Genomic DNA, 19745 nt, shown 5'->3' with positions numbered 1-19745 from the left:
CCCATCGGATTTTCTCAAAATCTGACCTGCTGTAGACGTTACCAGTCAAGCTTTACAGCCGCACCCCTGGTCGAAGGGAGTCCGCGGTTACTTGGGAAGCAGAACTCGGAGAATCTAGATGAGTGTATCCCCTTACCCCACTTGTGAAGAGCGTATCATGATACGCCAGGCGATTCGCTCGCTAGTGAGCGAGTTTTGGGCGCTCGAGAACATGGAGCACATGACCGAGCGTGCGAATGATCCTGGCAGGTTTCATGAGCTCAACCGGATGCTGGCTGAGCAAGGCTCTCTATTGATGGGCACGGAGCCCGCTTATGGAGGTTGGCGAGACATACTCGCGGTGATGGAAGAGATGGGTCGGGTCGGAGTCCCTTCGGCGTTTCTTTCCGCGGTGCTGGCAAACCTGGCACTAGCTGGATGTGAAGCGGCGGTGCAGCTGGTCGAAGACATTGGCACTGGAGTCGCCGTCGTAAGTTGGGTATTGCCCATCGGCGCCGACACTGTATCGGTAGAGGAATACGGTGGTACCTGGCGCGGGAAGGCCGAGTGTGTCGAGCACGCAGGTGTGAGCAGTCATATTGCTGTGCTGCAAGCAGGTGGTCGATTGGCAGTATTTGACCGGGACAGCGACGCAATCGAAGTTTCAACTACCCCCAGCCTGTCCGACCCGCACTGGTCGAGTGTTACCATGGAAGATGCAAAGCCACTCTTCGAAATCGATCTTGTAGACGAGCGTTCTACAGAGTTATTGCAGTTGGCACAGCTAGGTATGCTGGCCCGCGCGCTGGGGGCTGCAGCGCGAGGTTTTGAACAGGCGACAGATTACGCAAAGGAACGCAGGCAATTTGGCCAGCCGATTGGCCGGTTCCAGGCGGTACAGCACAAGCTGGCAAACAGCTTCATAGAGCTGGCGGGTGTGCGCCTGTTGCTGGACGGCGCGGCACAAAGCCACGACGCGGGAGAAAGCTGCTGGCTGCCACTGGCGCAGGCCGCCCAAGCCTTCGGCTCATCGGCCCTGCGCCAGGTTGCCCTGGAAAACCATCATGTGCTTGGTGCCATCGGCTACTCTGATGAACACGAGGCGACACATCAGTTTCGTCGAATACACAGCGATACCCTGTGTTTGGGTGGCCCCCTACAGGCCAATGCCGGCCTCGCCAGTTACCTGCTTGATCAGGGCTGCACCATGCCCGATTACGATCTTGGAGAAGCGGGTAATGCTAAACGAGAAGAGATCCGGGCCTGGCTCAAAACCAACTGGGACGCCGGTCAGGGTGGTTCCGATTCAGATGCTCGTAAGCTACTGGGCAGCAACGGATTGATCAGTTTCGCATGGCCCACGAAATTTAGTGGTACTGGTGCAACGCCTGTGGAGGAAATGGCGTTACTGGAAGCTTTTGAGGAAGCGGAAATTCCAGAAACCGCGTACGCGAGCCCGCAGATACAGGCACACGCGATTATGGCCTATGGCTCTGTCGAGCAACAGGCCGAGTTTCTACCCAAACTCGCATCTGGCGAAGTGCAATTCTGCCTGGGTTATAGTGAGCCCGGCTCCGGTTCTGATCTGGCGTCACTGCGCACCACAGCCGTTTTGGACGGTGATGAGTGGGTGATCAACGGTGAAAAAATCTGGACTACGTTGGCCGAATCTGCAGATTACATGTGGCTCGCTGCGAGAACCGATCCGGAAGCGAAAGCGCCCCACGCTGGCATCAGTATCTTTATCGTGCCGATGGATTCGCCGGGCATGACCGTCAGGCCGTCTCTGGCGTTGTATGGAAAAACATTTTGTCACGAGTTTCTGGATGATGTTCGCGTACCGGGTGATGCGCTGGTGGGTGAGTTGAATGGCGGCTGGACTGTCCTCACTGCAGCGCTGGCTGTGGAGCGCTCAATAATGGGTGGCTATGTATCCAAGGTGCGAAAAAAGTTCAGCTATCTCTGTAAGGCGGTACGCGACAACCCCAGGCTGGCTTCCAATTTCCAGGTGCGTGATCGCATTGGCCGGATGGCTGCGGAGATAGAGGTGTCCCGTCGCCTGTACGTGGCAGCGCTGCAAATCGCGGAGCAGGGTAACGTACCAATTGTCGAGGCATCCGTGAGCGGCGTTTTCAATAGTGAGTTGATGGAGCGACTCGGAGAGATGGCGCTGGATATCCTCGGCCCGCGCGCCGTGCTGAGTAAGGATAGCGACGGTGCTGTAGCCGGCGATCTGGAGCAGATGCTGCGTCATGCCATTATGATGGTAGTCGGTGGTGGCACCAATGAGATCCAGCGCAACCTGATCGCGCAACGAGGCCTGGGCCTACCACGCTAATAAAAGAGCGGCGAGCTTCGCTGCAGTACGATCAGGTGCCACCAGTCTCTCCCAGGGAATAGGATCATCCATTTCCGCCAAGAACTGGTCTTTGCGAGTTTTCTTGTGGTGTTTTTTAAAGCCATATGCCTAGAGGCATTTGCCGCAGAACCTCTTGCAGAAAAAACATAAGAATTAAGCGCAGATTATGAAGATTGGTAAACCTGGACGGACACTTATAATTGCTAACCAGTTTTAGCAGCGCTGTTTAGCGCGCTTTGCAGATGTTTGCGCAGTCGTCGAGGTAGCTCGTGTAAGGTTTCGCAGCGAATATAGGCGGCGTTGCCGAAGGTTCTTGTTAGCGCCTGGTCGCTTTTATCAGTGCCGATGCTGACACAGGCGCAAACGATACCAAGGTTACGGGCTTCTTCCAGTGCCTTGACGGTATCTGCTTCTGCGTAATGGTCTTCGTAGCCATCGTCATAGGCAAAACCATCGGTCACAAACAGCAGCAGCCGATGATGGGTGAGCCGCTTTTGGCTGATCAGGTAGGTGGCATGTCGGATAGCTGCACCCAGGCGGCTGTAACCGGAAGGTCGGAGCTGTCTGATGCGGCGAGCAACCTGACTGCCGCCACGCTCAGTAAACGCCTTAATGCGCATGAATCGCACCATGCGACTGCCCCAGGAATGAAAGCCGTACATAGCGACCTGATCGCCCAGCTTATAGAGGGCTGTCGCAAGAGCATCGACAAAACTGGCTTGCTGCTCGTGAATACTGACGCCGCTGTCGTTGAAGTCTTTAGTTGAACCAGAGATGTCCAGCAACATCAGGGTGCTGAGATCGCGCCTGCTCTTTCGGGACATACGGTAGATCGACTCATCCGGGCTGTTGCCGCTGTTCAGTGTGATGGCATAGTTTACGATCGCATCAAGGTCAAAATCCTCGCCAGCGGGTTGATGGGAATGGCGCTGGTATTCAACGCCTACACTGCTCATCTGGTGCTGCAGTTGACGGGCGTAGTCGGCGCCATAGCGTTTGAACTCCGCAGGTTCTTCCCAGGGATCGAGCTCGGTGATTAGTGTGAAATCAGGCTTGTAGTGCTGACGACTCTCGTCCCATTCGGGGTACTGGAATTCGGCTGTCGACGGTTCAAACACGCTGGGAAGCGGTGCGTGGTCGCCGGGCATGATCTGGGCGTTGCTCTGGTTGGAGAGAAGTGTCTGCGCCCCGCGTTCCATCGGGACACTGCCATAGCCTTCATCATCGTCGCCCCCTTCGCCTGAGCCGTTGGTGCCGCTGCCTAGAATTTTATTCAGAGTACGGCTAAGTGCATTATTGCCATCGCTAAGGGGGTTTTTGAACATCGCCAGAATACTGGAGGTTTCTGTCTCGGCATCTTCATCGTGTTCGGCCAATTCAGCAATACTAAAGTTTCCCGACAGCTCAGCTTGGCTGAATCTACCGCCCTTGGCGAAACCCTCGTAGGAGCGTATTTTCAATGGGCGAATACGACCAAACTCTACAAGCGGCTTAGGGATATTGCGGCGGTTCTTTGTGGCCAGTACCAGCGAGCCTGCGGGGTTACTAGCTAGCTCCAAACTATCTGGTTTCGGGTAGCGGCTAATCAGCTGTGATGGAAGTTCGGCTTGGTACATGTCCAATGCTCGGTAGATTTCCAAGACCAGATAGCTGCGGGTCAGACCTGGCTGGCCGAGCAACGCTCTGGTGCGCTGTTTTTCGAGGCTGCCGGCTCTGAGTAGTAGAGATTGAAACAGCACTGCGTCCACTTGCTGTACGGGTGTTAGCGATGAATTGATATAGAGGTAGTGTCCATCGGTATAACTGGCATCGTCTTGGTGCAATTCCTGGATATCCAGTGCTTGTCCGGCAATGCCACTGGCGACGAAAGCGAGGCGATGCATAGGCTTGAGTACCTGCTGGCGGTTACCGGAGGGATTCCGGCAGGTAGTTATCAATCATCTCGCTCAGGCCGGCAATGATTTCCAGATCATCGCTCAGCGCAGAGGCAATGCAGGCGATAGCAGCGCGGCGCGGACTAACCCCGCCATTAATGAGGCGAGCCGTTGCGACAATAGTGCGAGTCGAGGCGGCTTCCGAAAGGCCGCTACTGTCGAGACGGCGAATAGCTCCGGCCAGTTTGACTAGATCCAGGCATACGCTCTCATTCAAGCCGGTTTCGCAGACCAGTATATTTGTTTCCACGTCGGCACCTGGGTAATCGAAATCGATTCCAACCATACGCTGGCGGGTCGATTCCTTCAGGTCTTTGAGCACGCTCTGATAGCCGGGGTTGTAAGACACAACTACCATAAAGTCGTCTGGGACGTTCAGGGTCTGGTTGAGCCGATCGATGTGCAGTTCGCGGCGATGATCAGTCAGTGGGTGAATGACCACGATGGTATCAGAGCGAGCCTCTACCACCTCATCAAGATAACAGATGGCGCCCAGTTTAACGGCCCGAGTCATCGGGCCATCTTCCCATACGGTTTCTCCCCCCTTTAAGAGGTATCGACCCACCAAGTCAGCCGCGGTCAGGTCTTCGTGGCAAGGGATGGTGATCAAGGGGCGGCCCAGCTGCTGTGCCATATACTCGACAAAGCGAGTTTTGCCGCAGCCGGTCGGACCTTTGAGCATGACTGCCAGTTTTTGCTGCGCGGCCGCCGAAAAAATTTCCACTTCATCCGCGGTGGGGAAGTAACTAACGGGTGATGCCGACGGCATTAGATCGATCGATACTTGAGTCATTGCTGGTTCATTCCCGGGGTCTGTGGACGGACACTTGATTTGAGGGTTTTCAGTTTGCCGTAGAAAAGGGAGTAGATCATATCGAAATGATTGCAGTTTCGGCCATTGAGATGGCAAGCATAGCCGAGAGCGCCGGGATAGCGGTGTGTCCACCAGGCATCAGGGTCTCAGCGGCGAAACAAGGTCATTTGGGGGGTCCTGGATCAGGTTTCGGTTCGAAAATGGCCGTTCCGGCAATCAATTGTGCTGTTTTTGCACTACCGGATCGGCTGCTTTATTGACTATTCTCCGTGACTCCTTAGTGGCTATAACGCGTAATTTTCAAAATGATATCAGGAGAATAAGATATGGGTACTTCCGTTGCTCAGCCTCTGCCAATTGAGGGGGAAGAGTTTCCAGTAGTAAAACTCTGGGCGTGGGTTGGTGTGTTCTGGCTTTTGGTAATGACGTATACCTTGGGTACCTGGATCGCCACCGGCAACGCCACTCCTGTCGATCCCGGCGCGGATATCCCTGCGTTTGAAACCACGCGTTGGATAATTACTCTGGATATACTCGGCCCGATTATTGCTGGTTGGGTGTTTTGGCGCTATGTCATCAATCCCAAAATTAGAACCGGAAAATTGTCATCCGATGGCATCCTGTTGCTGGTATTCCTGTTCATGTTCTGGCAGGACTCTATGCTGGTGTACTCATCCCCCTGGTTCTTCTATAACAGTCTGCACTTCAATCTGGGAAACTGGGTGGAGTTTGCGCCGGGCGCATTGAGCCCCAATACCCGGTTTGTAGCTGAGCCGCTGTTGACCTGGACCACGGGGTATATCTTTTTCATGATGTGGCCGATCGTCTTTGTGTGTTGGTGTATGCGCAAGTGGAAAGAACACAAGCCAGCAGCTGGCATCATATCCCTCATCTGTGTGGCACTTGCTGCTGGCTTTGGCTTTGATCTAATTATGGAGGGAGTGTATCTACACACGGGGGGTTATGCCTACGCAGGATCCATTCAAAGTATCTCCTTGTTTGGTGGCGAGATGTGGCACTTCCCGCTGTACGAAATTGTAGCCTGGGGGGGCACATATGCCGTATGTGGTTGTTGGCGTTACTTTAAAGACGATAAAGGTCATATGATGTGCGAAAAAGGGATCGATAAGCTACAGACTGGCGATGGTAGCAAGACCTTTATTCGTTTCCTGGCGATTTCTGGACTGATGCAGACCACGATGATGATCACCTACAATTTGCCCATGCAGTGGTTTAGCACTCACGGTGACGCCATGCCTGAAGGCTATCCGTCTTATCTGACATCCGGTATTTGTGGCGAAGGCACCCGATATGCATGCCCGGCCCCTAGCATTCCGATTACGCGCACTATTGAGGGGATCAGTGTCGATCCCAATCTGGAGCTGCGTTACGGTACCCTGCCTGCCGAAAAAATTCTGATTCGCGATATTACTAACTAGTGGGGTCGATCATGACTAATTTTAAAAAACAGTCTGGCCTCAGCCGTATCGAAAAAATTGTCGCCTGGGCCATTGGCTGTCTGGTGGTTTATGTGACCCTGCCAGCCATCGCTGCCTATACTGGCCGTGCTCAAGGCGTTGAGCCCCACACGTTGATGAAACCAGTGCAAATGGCCGTTAATACTTACCTACAGAAAAACGGCAGTTGCCCAGCTCCGGGTGTGGCCGGTGTGGGGGTGAAAGTAGCCGAAGGTCGCTATGTGGAGAATGTTCGCCTGGAATCCAATTGCGTGATCAAGGCAACGTTTAGGAGCGATGCCAGAGAAAGAATCGCTGGTAAAGAGTTTGTTTGGTATGCCGGTGCAGATAGTGAGGGCAATATTCGGTGGGCCTGCGGTACGGCAGAGCCAATTAGTTTGGGTGACAGTCCACGCATAGCCTATGCCGCCAGCCCGGCAGATACTACAGCAAATTACGCGCCATGGTTACCTACGCGCTGCCATCCGCCTCGTTCTCTGGACGAACGTAAGCCGTCACTGGTGCTGTTTCTTGAAGACTTGATCGGTTAGTCCGTGAAAAAAGCAGAAAGATCTACATGAAACGGTTTTACTCGTGTCGATTATCGCTGATACAAGCTCTCGTTTTGAGGTAGCTCAGTGCGGTATTGATTGACTGTCTTTCCAGTCCAGGCCTTAAATGCTCTGCGGTATGAAGTGATGTCGTCGAATCCCACTAGATAGGCTATCTCCTTGGCGCTCAAACTGGTGGTCTTCAGATATTGAATACTCAGGTCGCGGCGAAAATCGTTTAGCAGCTGCTTATAAGACAGTTCTTCTTCGCTCAGCTTGCGCCTTAGATTTCTCTCGCTATACCCCAAATGCTTGGCCAACTCATTCATTTTTGGAGGCTGTCGAGAGCGGCTGATAAAAATTTGACGAATTCTTTTGCCTAAGCCTTCTGATGCCTCAAGCTCGGCCAGCACATGCTTGCAGTGCTGATTGAACACCAGGTAGGTTTCTCGATCTGCATTGACAATGGGGCGTTGCAGATCTGCTTTGTCAAAATAGACCATGTTTCTAGCACAATTGAACCGGACCGGGCATTGAAAGTGGTCCTGATAGGCATGGAGTTGCTCCGGTGATTGTGGCTGAGGATAGGAAAGTTCTATGTGCTGGAAGCGGACCGGCTTGCCGGTGAGCTCTTCAAACAGCGCCAAGGTGCTGGACATCGATTGCTCGATACAAAAGGGCAGTGCCTCATCCAGTGGGCACGCCTCGACGAATTCTATGGTGCACTGCTCTTCGTCGAGACTCACCGGGAAGTTAATCGCGTTGCCGATTAGTGCATTAAAGTGGTTCCAAAAAGTGCAGACACTCAACATGGTCTCGCAACTCGCCAATGCGTGACCGATCAAGCCCAGTTGTTTGAGTGAAAATCCGCGACCTAACTGGAATGACAGTGTATCGTCAATATCTAGTGCGATGATATTGCTAATCAGTTGCTTTAGCTGTAACAGGTCTATCGTATAGTCACTGTCGTTAATGCGCTGATAGTCAATGTCAGTATCCTTTAACAGAGCCGGTAATGCCCCCCCAATTTCGAGTACCCGGAATAGGTAGAACCTGACGTAGGTTGCCCTAACCATAGATAACTCTCTCTTTGCTATCTCCCCTCTATGGAAGTGTGCGGCTTCAAAGATAATATTTCAATCGCTGGCGGAAACGCCCAAAAAGTCGATATTACCCATTCCGATACAGAAGCACTTTACCGGCCATTATCGGTATCGCACTGATTATCAGTGGTGTCGTTGTCCTGCGGGTATTTTCCAGCATAAAAACTTAAAGAATCTAGCCGACGCGCTGCCGAGACCCGATACAGGACAACGCCTATAAAGCTCCACATCAGCACTATTGACCATTCATAAGGCCAGGTGAGTGCAGAGGGACTGCCAGGCATGTACAGAAAAGCGATACCCAGCGACAGCGCGAGTGCCGTGTAACCTACCAGTTTGCCGCTGGTGACCCTGAATGGGCGTTCCATATCGGGTTCCTTTCTGCGCAACACAAGGAACGATATAGCTACCATGGCATAGGCTGTGACGATCCCAAGGCCGCCAGCGTTTACCAGCCAAACTAGCGCATTACGGCCGAACAATGGCGCAATAAATGAGAGCGAACCGATCATCAGTATGGCGTTGACCGGCGTCCCGTAAGTCGGGTGCAGCCTGGCAAGAAAGGCGGGGAGCATCCTCGCCCTGGCCAGGGCGTACACGGCTCGGCTGCCACCGACAAGGAACGCATTCCAGCTGGTAATGATTCCGCCGATGCCAACAAATACGAGTGCCTTGCCTGCAGTAGAGGTGTTGAACACGGCGCTCATCGCGTCCGCTGTTGACAGGCCCGAGGAAGAAATCTGCTCGGGCGGTAAGGCGAGGGATACTGCGAGAATCATAAGCACATACCAGGCTACAGCCATCACCACCGCAACGATCAGCAATGTTCCGATCTGCTTGAATGGAAGGTCGATTTCTTCTGCGGTCTGGGGTATGACATCAAACCCCACGAACATGAAGGGCGTCATGATCAACACCATCAGCAGCCCACTGGGGCTATCGACGAAAAACGGACTCGCGTTTTCAACAGACCCATTGCTGAAAGCGCCCGCCGCTAGCAGCAGGCCGGCGAGAAGTACAAATGCCGTGATGGTTCTCTGGAGCAACGCTGATGCACGAATACCGCGAATGTTCAGCCAGGTCATCAGCGCAGCACCGCAGCTGCCGACCAGGACCCAACTTAAATACACATCCTCGTCGGCAATGCTCCAAAGCAGGCCGACCTTGTAACCGGGAAAGAGATGCTCGAGCACAGTCGGCAAGGCCACCGCTTCGAAAGCGACTACGGAGACATAGCCCAGGATGATCGCCCATGTGCACAGGAATGATGCCCCCGATCCGAGTGCGCGATGACTGTAAACGTGTTCGCCGCCAACCTGCGGCATGGCCGAAGCAAGCTCGGCATATGTCAGCCCAATGAGTATCACCATCACGCCACCCCCGATGAAGGCGAGCATGGCGCCCAGTGAGCCAGCCGTCGCCACCCAGTCTCCGGTGAGTACGACCCAGCCCCAGCCAATCATTGCGCCAAAGGCCAGCGCGAGCGTATCCCTCGCGCCCAGCACCCGCTGGAACCGGTGGTCGTTCATTATCAGGCCTCTGGCGAAGTGAAACTGTCAATATAGGAGGAGATCATCTGTCGCCACTCGCGTTGGAACCCTCTCTTTTGCAAGTGTGGCTGCACTGCAAGTGTGTCGAGTCCCCAGTAGATTGCCCGAAGCAGAACCGAGCTGATGAGCCGAGCGCGCGCTTCGCTGATTTCGGGATGGCGTAATCTGAGCTGTTCAGTCATCACTGTGGTTGAGCGTCGCTGCTGCTCTAGTTTTGGCAGCTCATAATCAGGGCTTAACATGTTACTCGCGTAGAACTCCACGAGGTGGCTATGCTTTCGCCAAACCGCTTGCAGGCGACTTTCGACTTTTGACACGTAATCTGCGAAATCCAATTTTTCCTCGCCCGGTAGCGGATCTGCCTGCTGGTCAATGTCCAGCAGTGCTCGATGCATGGCCGCCAGGAAAACTGCGCGCCGATTTTTGAAAAAGTGGTACAAAGTACCTTTCGCCACGTTCGCTGTGTCTATTATCTCTTCCAGGCTGATATCGTCGTATCGCTTCTGCCCCAGTAGGCTTTCGCAAGCGTCAAGAATTGCAAGGACGCGATCCATCCCACGGGCCTGCGAAGGCTCTTTCTTCATTCCAATGAGTTTTATCGGTTCCATTTTTCGAGAGCCAAAACTATTCCGATTAGGGTTGCCGGGAATGTTACGCCGATCGCCAATAATTTTCCAGCAAAAACTAGACAGTTGGTTTAGTTTAGATTATAAAGTAGACCGCTGGTTTAGAATAAATAACATTGGATGGGAGGGCTATCATGCCAAAGCAACGAGTAGGACGTCTGTCTGGTAATTGTGTTCGTGGAATTGCAGCACTGTTTATGGCGCAGAGCACGATGGCGGGCGCGCAAACGGTTCTTGAGGAAATCACCGTCACAGCGACGAAGCGGGAAGAGAACGTGCAGGACGTTTCCATTTCGATGACCGCCATGACAGGCGACATGATTGAGGCCTTCGGTTTTCAGGATGCACTTGAAGTGTTCAATCAGATACCGAACGTGTTCGCGGACGAGGGCTCGTTCTCTGGGGCACTCACGATAAGAGGTAACGCAACGCTAAATCCGACGCTCGCCGGTGAAGGAAACGTCGCGTTGTACTTTGATGACGTTTACCGGCCACAGGCCTATTACGGCGGTAACAATCTGCTGGATCTGGAGCGTGTTGAGGTTCTGCGAGGTCCGCAGGGTACCTTATTTGGGCGCAACTCGACCTCCGGCCTGGTGCATTTCATTTCGCGCAAGCCCACCGAGGAGTTCGAAGGCTACGCTACTCTCGAAGTTGGTTCTTACGATACCCGCATTATAGAAGCGGCAATAAGCGGCCCAATTAACGATACGATAAGTGGACGCCTGGCAGTCCAGTATCACGAGGACGATGGTTTTCAGGAGAATCTCGGGCCGGCTGGTGGAGACCTGGCGAAGACCGATCGGTTGACTGGCCGCGGCCACCTGAATTTTGAACTCGGCGAGCGCGCAGACCTGTTGCTCACGGTGGAGGCAAGCGATCGGGATGACGTCGGCAAGGGCTTTCATTACTGGGGGCTTCTGGATCCCGTGACGCTGGCGCAGTGCGATGCGAAGCGAATCCGTGCGGGGGCCTGTGTTGGCGGTGGCGGCTACTTCGGACTTCCAGCTTTCGGCGACCCAGATCTGGACCCAGAGAAAGTCTACACCGAGCTCGACCCCGACAATGGCGAAAATAGTTATACACTGGAGACGTCGACAGGAATCGCCAGACTCAACTACAGCCTTACGGAAAACATAGGTCTGGTCTCGATAACGGCTTACGAAACGATGAGCCGATTCTTCAACCCCGACGAGGATGCAAGCGCCACAGGTGTGTTCGGTGGGCAGTTTCAGTTGAATGACCATTACTCGCAGGACTCAGACCAGTTCACTCAAGAGTTGCGGTTGGAAGGTGCGCACGATGGGCTGGAATGGACCGCAGGGTTCTTCTACTTCGATGAAGATCGTGACGCCACAAGCACTGTCAAAGACTTCGAGACCGTTCAGTCACCGGACACCATTGTTGAGGCCAGCACAGAGTCGTGGGCGGTGTTCGGGCAAGCTGCAGTTACGCTCGGCGAGCAGTTTCGGCTGATCGGCGGACTGCGCTACACCGAAGACGACAAGGAGACCGAAGTGCTCACGGCGGGCGTCCGGGGTTCGGATGAGCTGTCCTCAACGAGTACGGATGGCAAAATCGGACTCGAGTGGCGCCCCCGGGAAGACTGGATGTTTTACGGGACCATCTCTACTGCATTCCGCTCCGGCAACTTCAACACTGACTTACTGTTCGGGGACATCAGTCTCCTGACGTCAGTCAAGCCGGAGGAAGTGGAGAATTACGAAGCTGGATTCAAGTTAAAGCTGGCGGATGGAAGAGCAATCGTGAATGGCGCGCTGTTCTACCAGGAAGTCTCGGACAAGCAGGGGATATCTTACGACAATGCGCTGGGGGCGCCGGCTGCTCGCCTGATTAGTATTGGCGATGCCAAAATACAGGGTGCAGAACTTGAGGTGTTGGCCGCGCCCATAGAGCAGTTGGAGCTTAGCCTGGGCGTCGGCTGGCTCGACGGTGAGTACGAAGCGCCGGAAGATTTCTATCTCCTCGCGAATTTCGGTACCGGCGATAGAGCATTTCAGGGGGATCAATACTTTATTGATGGGAGCAGTCTCGGCGCAAGTGCACCGGAATGGACTGTCAATGGCGTCGTTCGCTACCACCTTCCCACTGGGGATTACGGCGCTTCGACACTGCAGTTGGACTTCAACTATCGCGACGCTACCGAAGGGATTGGGGGCAATGACATCACCTACAGCGAGGATCGCCTGCTGACCAATTTGCGTTTGTTCTGGAACTCGCCATCTGAGCGCTGGCAAGTGGAAGCTTACGTTGAAAATATCTTTGAAGAAGAGTACATCGACAATATGTACGCGCTATCGGGCGTGGACTATGCCTCCGGCAACATGGGGCGGCCCCGTTGGTATGGGGTTAAGCTCGGTGTGAACTTCTGACGAATAAGAGAGGCAGGAATGAAAATAGGTATACACCGTTTGTGGGAGAGGGACGGCGCTGGGCAGGTGACAGGAGGCTCGCCCGCGAGGCGATGCTGAAGTTCATTAAAGACAAGTATGGAGAAAAAGGTGAATAACGAGTTATCTATGGATTACCAGGTTAACCGGCTGGGCTTGTGCTGCGTGGCTGTAGTAATTGTGGCCGGGGTGGCGGCCATGTTCCTGCCCCTGGATGCCCCAGCGGCCTATGATGCGGAACATGGCGAGCGCATTGCCTGGCTCAATGCCAACCGCGGCAGCTTTATCGCGGGGTGGGTTAACCAGATTGCCGCCATGTTGACCCTGTCCGGCGTCTTTTTTGCCATTGCCTGGCAGATACGACGCAGGAATGGCTTGCGGGCTATCCTGGCGGCGATGGTCACTCTGATGTCGGTTATGGCCTTTATCATTCCGAAATTTATCGCCGTCTGGAGCATCCCGTTGTTGGCAGAAACCGCCGCCAGTGGTGCGGTCGGGGCCCAGATGTCTGATTCATTGCTCCTGCTGCTCAACGTCTCCATTCCTTTTTCGCTTTACACGTCCTTCGATTACCTGGGCTTCTGGCTGTATGCCGTGTTTGCCCTGCTGGTAGCAGGGCCGCTCTACGGCGAATCTATGAGTTCAAAAACTACAGCGGTGACCCTTGGAGCCTTCGGACTGATCTACCAGGGCATGCTGATCGTCCTCCTGGTGGGTGGAATAGGCGCCACTGACATCCACCGCTACTTTGTTGGAGCTTCCATGTTGCTGTTGATCGTTGTTATCGCAGCGGCGTTCGTTTTCAAGAATGCCATGGCCAATGCCCAGGGGGGCGCAGAATGACCGACGTCGACATGCAGTCCCTGCTGACGACCCAGCGCCAGGCGTTCCTGGACGACGGCTTTCCCTCGGCCAAAACCCGAATAGACCGCCTCGATCGAGTCAAGGATATTCATATCCGTTACAAGGACAAGATTGTTGAGGCGCTGGAGGCGGATTTCGGCAGTCGGCCCCGAGGCCAGAGCCTGGCGACCGATGTGGCCAGCATCATCATGGAGGTGAAGGAGACACGGGGCAAAATTCGCCAGTGGATGAAGCCGCAGCGACGCAAAACCCCCTTGATGCTGCGACTGACCGGGGGCAGGGCGGAGCTTCAGTTCCAGCCGCTGGGGGTGGTCGGAAATATCTCACCTTGGAATTTCCCGGTGGAGCTGGCTTTCTCTCCCGCCATCGGCGCATTGGCGGCGGGCAATCGCGTCATGCTCAAGCCGTCGGAGGCTACGCCACAGTGTTCGGCACTGATCGAGGAGATGGTCAGCAGTGCCTTCGACCCGGCGGAGATGGCCGTCGTGACAGGCGGCGTTGAGGTCGCGCAGGCCTTCAGCCAACTGCCATTTGATCACCTTGTGTTTACCGGGGGTCCGGAAATTGCCAGACATGTCATGCGAGCTGCTTCGGATAACCTGGTGCCATTGACGCTGGAACTCGGCGGCAAGTGCCCCGTCGTGGTGGGCCAATCCGCCGACGTTAAAACTGTCGCGGACCGGGTGATAAGCACCAAGACGATCAACAGCGGCCAGTTGTGCCTCACGCCGGATTACATCTTTCTCCCTGAAGGCAAAGTGGAAGCCTTTATCGAGGAGGCACGTAAGGTTTTGGCCAGTTGCTACGACTCATTGGTGGATAACCCGGATTACACCTCGGTGATCAACGAGCGGCACTGGCAGCGCCTGAAAGGCTATATCGATGACCTGGAGGAACGTAAGGTTCGAGTCGAGGTGTTCAATCCAGCCGGTGAATCCTTTGATGACCCACAGAAACACAAGTTGCCCTTTATTTTTCCCGTCGAGCCCGATGATGAGGCGCTCATCATGCAGAATGAAATTTTCGGGCCCATGCTGTCGATCAAGACCTATCGGTCCCTGGACAAGGTTGTCGAGTTCATCAACGACAAACCACGCCCTCTGGCCCTTTATTACTTCGGTAAGGACAGGCAAGAAATCGACGCCCTTTGCCAGCGAACCACCTCCGGCGGCGTCACCATCAACGATTGTGCACAGCATGCGGCCTGCTATGACCTGCCCCTGGCAGGTGTGGGTAACAGCGGTATGGGGGGCTATCACGGCCACCACGGATTCCTGCAGTTCAGTCACAGCAAGGCGGTGTATCACCAGGGGTTGTTCAGCCTGGGCAAGTTTCTGCGGCCGCCCTATACCCCCCGCAAAATCAAGATTATTGATTCAATGGTTTAAACCCCAGGAGAACAACAATGAAAATGGGTAGGCGCACTGCGCTTTCAGATTTCAGTCCCTTGATAGCTGCGGGTATCGCGATGTTCGCGCTGAATGCGTTTTCGCAGACTTCTGATTACCGTGCAGTCTGGGAGTTTCAGGAGTACTGCGCCGCATGCCACGAAACTCCTGCGCCGGGCACCAGGGCCCCCTCGCGAGCTGAACTCAAGGCGATGTCGCCGACGAAGATTTATCACGCAATGACCGTCGGAAAAATGCAGCCGAATGCCGAGAAACTCAGCGATAAACAAAAGCGCCGGGTCGCTGAATGGTTGAGCGGGCGACCGCTGGTTGAGATCGACAGATCGGCTGCGGGCATGGCCAATGCCTGTTCCAGTGAAGCGCAGTTGGATAATCCGCTGGCAGGAAGTGGTTGGGTGGGATGGAGCCCCGATGCAACCACGAGTTCCAGGTATCAGTCTGCCGAGGCTGCAGGTTTGAGTACTGCAGACGTGCCAAAGCTGAAGTTGAAGTGGGCCTTTGGCCTTCCCGGCGCCGGGACGCTCCGAAGCCAACCGGTTGTAGGAGGCGGGTGGCTGTGGGTAGGGAGTGATAACGGCATGGTTTACGCGCTTGATGCGGGTACGGGATGTGTGCACTGGTCATTCGAAGCTCAGCGCCCCGTGGTCAGCTCAGTCACTGTTGGCCCATTGCCGGGCTCGCCTGGCCATTACGCGGTCTACTTCGGGGATTTTGGCGCCAACGTGTATGCCCTGGATGCCGAGAGTGGCGAGCAGCTCTGGACTACACGGGTTGATGATCATCATGCGACGGCGATCAGCGGTTCTGTCGTTCTTACCCCCAGCGGCGACCGCCTCGTTGTCCCCGTTGGTTCCTGGGAAGAGCCAATGAGCGCTTCCCCTACCTATGAGTGCTGCACATCTCGTGGCGCTGTAGCTGTTCTTGATTCAAAAACAGGTGCTCAGCTGTGGAAGACCTATACATTGGCCGAGCAGCCGAGGCCGGTGTGGAAGAATAGTAGCGGTGTCCAGCAGTACGGACCCTCGGGCGCGGGGGTTTGGAGTTCACCAACGATTGATACCCGGCGGAACGCCGTGTACGTAGGGACGTCGAATTCATACATCCCGGTGCCGGACGGCGGTGCCAGTGATGCTGTTCTCGCGTTCGACCTGGATGACGGAAAAATGCTTTGGTCGCGACAACTTCTTGAGAACGACGCAAATGATTTCAGTTGCGGTGATGCACCGGAGCAATATCAGAAGAACTGCCCGGGAAAGACCGCAGGGCCGAACGACGATATTGGCGCCCCTCCCATAATCCACACTCTCCAGAGCGGGCGGCAAGTAGTGATTGCCTCGCAGGAGAGTCGAAGGATTAGTGTGCTCGACCCGGATCGCAATGGCGACATCATCTGGCAAGGCATTCCGTCGGCGCGCGCTACATCAACTGGGGGCAACCTTGGCCCCGCAATCGATGATAAGTATCTTTACGTGCCTCTTGGCTACAAGGTCTACAAGGAGTTTGAAAGCGCCAAGGGCCTGGACGTCGAAGGAGGGCTGGTGGCGGTCGACCCCGAAACCGGCCAGATACAGTGGACTACGGTAGTTCCCAGGCCGTCCGATTGTCCGGATCCGGCATCGTCATACTGCACGTCCGCTAACCAAGCTGCTGTAACTGCTATTCCAGGTGTGGTGTTCACGGGTTCAGTGGACGGTACTATGCGAGCCTACTCAAGTGCCGATGGCGCCATGATTTGGAGCTATTCGAGCAATCGCCCGTTCGACACGGTCAATGGTATTGAGGCGCGCGGCGGGTCGGTGGGCGGCCCTGGGCCCACGATCGTCGATGGGATGGTCTATTGGGGTTCCGGATACGCGATTCTCGGGACCACTGCGGGAAATGTATTGCTCGCGTTCCATGTTGCATCTGAGTAAGCCACTCTGTCTGTAGTGGTTGGCCCAAACACGCTGGAGAAAGCAAAATGAAAAAAACGATTGTGTTGAAAATGATCCTTGGTGCCTTGTGTCTTGTCGTGCCTTTGACAGTGGTCAGCGAACAAAGCAAGCAGCAGGGTGCGGCTGTTCCGCTGCGGCTCGAGCCTACCGAAATTCCATATTCGAGGATGCGGACGGATATGCCCCCCTGGCCAGACGAGGATGTATTGTCGGGTGTATCGGAGCACCGATATGAGCTTCTCTATTCGGGAGATATAAATGTAGCGATATACGAAGCCAAGCCAATGAATTTGCGCCTGGAAGATTATGAGATCGACGAGTTTGTGATGGTTGTCAGTGGAACACTGATTCTTACTGCCGACGGCGGCTCCCCGCAGAGATTCGATGCGGGGGAAAGCGTCCTGGTACCGAAGGGTTTCACAGGCACCTGGGAGATGCAGGGAAACTTCAGGGAAATGGTTGTCGTGATGAATGGATCTAAAGGACAGTAATTGCCCTGGATTCAACAGGGCTGGACAGTGTCGTGTTGATCACCGTTACCGAGAAACCCTTTATGCAGGTCGTTGCTGGCGATGATCCAGTGGCAGGTAGCTCGTCAGTATCATTTTGAAGAAGTACTAGAATATGCGTAAATCAACCTCCAGACGCGAAACCCGTTCCACCAGGAATGGTGTAACGCGACGTGACTTTTTGAATGGAGTCGCGATTGGTGCGGGTGGCTTGATGCTGCCGGCGTGCGGCAGTGGGCCAGACTCCTCGGCCAGCGTGACAACACAGACTTCCGCGAGCTTAAGTGCGCCAGATGCGGGAGTCCACTACCCACCCACGCTCACCGGTATGCGGGGTAGTCATGATGGTTCTTATGAGGTCGCCCACGCTTTGGCCTGGGATGGCGAAAAACCCGATCAGTACGAAACCCTGGATGAAGACTACGATCTCGTTGTAGTCGGCGGGGGTATGAGCGGTCTGGCGGCAGCCTGGTTTTACCGAGATAAGCTGGGGCCCGAAGCGCGCATACTGATCCTTGATAATCACGATGACTTTGGCGGCCATGCAAAGCGCAACGAGTTTCATCACCAAGGAAGGATGGTCTTAAGTCTGGGCGGCGCGCAAAACCTGGAGAACCCGGGAAGTTACAGTGAGTCGTCAACCGCCCTACTGAACGGGCTGGGTATAGATCAGGCCGCCCTGGATGCCATCGCTGCCGCAACACCAGATGATTTTGCACTGAGCGCCAACCCGGATGCCGCCAATGGCATTGTGCTACCAGGTCCTAATGGACACGTGGTGCAGGGTGGAAACTGGTTCAAGGTCATGCTCGGCTTTGATGGCTACGCTGACACGTTGCGCGGTCTACCACTGCCCAAGAAAGAGCAAGACAAGTTAATTGCTTTTTTGGGTGGTGATCGTGACTACCTTGATGAACTGTCCCTGGGTGAGAAATACGATTATGCCCAAACCGTGAGCTACAACCAGTTCCTGACCGAACGTGTCGGTCTGGCGGAAGACACGCTGACCTTGTTTGACAACTTGCTGCTGATCTATCGCGGCCTCTCCGGCTGGAATATGTCTGTACTGGAAGCGGTAGGCTCGGGTGCACCTGGGCTGCGTGCCATGGGCTGGCTGGGTAATCTTGCACAAACGCTGGCCATGCGCTTTAGCGACAGTCTCATGGAGGTGAGGATGTTTCCGGATGGGAATGCCTCGATAGCGCGCTTGCTCGTCCAGCAGTTGATTCCAAATGTCGCGCCCGCTATGAAAGGTGTGGAAGATGTCGCCGTCGCGCGTTTCAACTACGCGGCTCTGGATGCGGAAGAACAAACTATCCGCCTGAGGTTGAACAGCACAGTAGTCGGAGTGCGCGAGACCGATGATGAGCAGGTGTGGGTTGACTATGTGCAAAAGGGCAAACCTGTGCGTGTAAGTGCCAAGTCCTGCATACTTGCTTGCTACAATGGATTGATTCCGCACCTTTGCCCCGAGATGCCCGATGCGCAGAAAGAGGCACTGAAATACGGTGTTAAAACACCTTTCGTCTATGCCAACGTATTGCTGGATAACGGGCGCGCTTTCCATAAGCTCGGGGCGACCATGTTTCAGTGCCCTGGAGATCCGTTTCAATTCGTCAGCGCAGCGCCCACCATGTCGGTCGGTGGTTATCAACCGCCCCGCAATGCGGATGATCCAATGGCAATTTTCATGATGTCCTTTCCCGTTCAGGCGCCCCAGAAGGGCGTCAAAGCTCGGGACCTGTTCCGATATGCTAGACACCTGATCTATTCGACATCTTTTGATGTCTATGAAAAACAGGTTCGCGAACAGTTACAGGCCATTTTGGGTCCACAGGGGTTCGATCATGCAGTGGATATACGAGCGATCACGGTGAACCGGATATCTCATGGGTACGCCTATCACTACCTCGCTCTGGAGGACCCTGAGTGGCCCGATGGACAGGCTCCTCACGAGATTGGAAGAGCGCAATTTGGTCGTATTTCCATAGCCAATTCCGACTCGGAGGCAAGGGCTTACATGGATTCCGCCTGGGACGCTGCCTTTCGTGCCGTTGAAGAGCAGACAGTTTGATTGTCATTAGATATCAATTCGAAACTGATCCTTACTGCCGACGGCGGCTCCCCGCAGAGATTCGAAGCGGGGGAAAGCGTCCTGGTGCTGAAGGGGTTCACAGGTACCTGGGAGATGCAGGGCAATTTCAGGGAAATGGTTGTCATGATGAATAAACCTGAAAGTTAGCGG

15 protein-coding genes are annotated in these 19745 nt (G+C 54.7%); 10 read left to right on the top strand and 5 right to left on the bottom strand.

The genetic code is table 11. The features are described from left to right. Positions 1 to 118 precede the first annotated feature (118 nt). Entirely contained in the window at positions 119 to 2317 is a 2199-nt protein-coding gene (locus tag F0M18_RS08370; RefSeq protein ID WP_149610948.1) for an acyl-CoA dehydrogenase, read from the top strand. A gap of 224 nt (positions 2318 to 2541) precedes the next feature. Here the strand turns inward: F0M18_RS08370 and F0M18_RS08365 are convergent, their stop codons facing one another. Then, positions 2542 to 4221, bottom strand: a complete 1680-nt coding sequence (locus tag F0M18_RS08365) for a nitric oxide reductase activation protein NorD (RefSeq protein ID WP_149610947.1) — start codon at positions 4219 to 4221, stop codon at positions 2542 to 2544. Between the two features lie 22 nt (positions 4222 to 4243). Further along, positions 4244 to 5065, bottom strand: coding sequence for a CbbQ/NirQ/NorQ/GpvN family protein (locus F0M18_RS08360; RefSeq protein ID WP_262500877.1), 822 nt, complete (start codon positions 5063 to 5065; stop codon positions 4244 to 4246). A gap of 347 nt (positions 5066 to 5412) precedes the next feature. Here F0M18_RS08360 and F0M18_RS08355 point away from each other — a divergent pair, with 347 nt between their 5' ends. Together F0M18_RS08355 and F0M18_RS08350 are read left to right on the top strand one after the other, a co-directional pair. Beyond that, the gene (locus tag F0M18_RS08355) at positions 5413 to 6525 is read left to right on the top strand and encodes a spirocyclase AveC family protein (protein ID WP_149610946.1); all 1113 of its coding nucleotides are present in this window, start codon (positions 5413 to 5415) and stop codon (positions 6523 to 6525) included. Positions 6526 to 6536: 11 nt separating this feature from the next. After that, the gene (locus F0M18_RS08350) at positions 6537 to 7094 is read left to right on the top strand and encodes a pilin (protein WP_149610945.1); all 558 of its coding nucleotides are present in this window, start codon (positions 6537 to 6539) and stop codon (positions 7092 to 7094) included. 50 nt (positions 7095 to 7144) lie between these two features. On the opposite strand, the gene F0M18_RS08345 is transcribed toward F0M18_RS08350, so the two are convergent. The 3 genes from F0M18_RS08345 to F0M18_RS08335 all read right to left on the bottom strand — a co-directional run bounded on the left by F0M18_RS08345 (position 7145) and on the right by F0M18_RS08335 (position 10355). Beyond that, the gene (locus tag F0M18_RS08345) at positions 7145 to 8170 is read right to left on the bottom strand and encodes an AraC family transcriptional regulator (RefSeq protein ID WP_149610944.1); all 1026 of its coding nucleotides are present in this window, start codon (positions 8168 to 8170) and stop codon (positions 7145 to 7147) included. 119 nt (positions 8171 to 8289) lie between these two features. Continuing rightward, a complete protein-coding gene (locus tag F0M18_RS08340; protein WP_149610943.1) occupies positions 8290 to 9726 on the bottom strand; it encodes an APC family permease in 1437 nt (478 codons plus the stop codon). A 2-nt stretch (positions 9727 to 9728) separates the two neighbouring features. Beyond that, positions 9729 to 10355, bottom strand: coding sequence for a TetR/AcrR family transcriptional regulator (locus F0M18_RS08335; protein WP_149610942.1), 627 nt, complete (start codon positions 10353 to 10355; stop codon positions 9729 to 9731). A gap of 152 nt (positions 10356 to 10507) precedes the next feature. Here F0M18_RS08335 and F0M18_RS08330 point away from each other — a divergent pair, with 152 nt between their 5' ends. From F0M18_RS08330 to F0M18_RS20175, 7 genes are all read left to right on the top strand, one after another. After that, positions 10508 to 12766, top strand: coding sequence for a TonB-dependent receptor (locus tag F0M18_RS08330; protein WP_149610941.1), 2259 nt, complete (start codon positions 10508 to 10510; stop codon positions 12764 to 12766). Positions 12767 to 12895: 129 nt separating this feature from the next. Continuing rightward, a complete protein-coding gene (locus F0M18_RS08325) occupies positions 12896 to 13627 on the top strand; it encodes a hypothetical protein (RefSeq protein WP_149610940.1) in 732 nt (243 codons plus the stop codon). Next, on the top strand, positions 13624 to 15036 hold the full coding sequence (locus tag F0M18_RS08320) for a coniferyl aldehyde dehydrogenase (protein ID WP_262500876.1): 1413 nt from the start codon (positions 13624 to 13626) through the stop codon (positions 15034 to 15036). Before F0M18_RS08325 ends, F0M18_RS08320 begins: the two co-directional genes overlap by 4 nt. A 17-nt stretch (positions 15037 to 15053) precedes the next feature. Then, positions 15054 to 16970, top strand: a complete 1917-nt coding sequence (locus F0M18_RS08315) for an outer membrane protein assembly factor BamB family protein (RefSeq protein ID WP_149610939.1) — start codon at positions 15054 to 15056, stop codon at positions 16968 to 16970. Positions 16971 to 17017: 47 nt separating this feature from the next. Then, positions 17018 to 17482 carry a cupin domain-containing protein gene (locus F0M18_RS08310; RefSeq protein WP_149610938.1) on the top strand — a complete coding sequence of 155 codons (465 nt, stop codon included), beginning with the start codon at positions 17018 to 17020 and terminating at the stop codon, positions 17480 to 17482. A gap of 133 nt (positions 17483 to 17615) precedes the next feature. Next, complete coding sequence (locus F0M18_RS08305) at positions 17616 to 19574, top strand: NAD(P)-binding protein (RefSeq protein ID WP_149610937.1); 1959 nt, start codon at positions 17616 to 17618, stop codon at positions 19572 to 19574. Continuing rightward, positions 19575 to 19742 (top strand): cupin domain-containing protein, encoded by a 168-nt coding sequence (locus F0M18_RS20175; RefSeq protein WP_394349393.1) that lies wholly within the window; start codon positions 19575 to 19577, stop codon positions 19740 to 19742. The last annotated feature ends 3 nt before the right edge of the window (positions 19743 to 19745 follow it).

The organism is Pseudohalioglobus sediminis (genome assembly GCF_008370495.1).
GTDB lineage: Bacteria > Pseudomonadota > Gammaproteobacteria > Pseudomonadales > Halieaceae > Halioglobus.
This window is presented reverse-complemented; position numbering and strand designations above follow the sequence as displayed.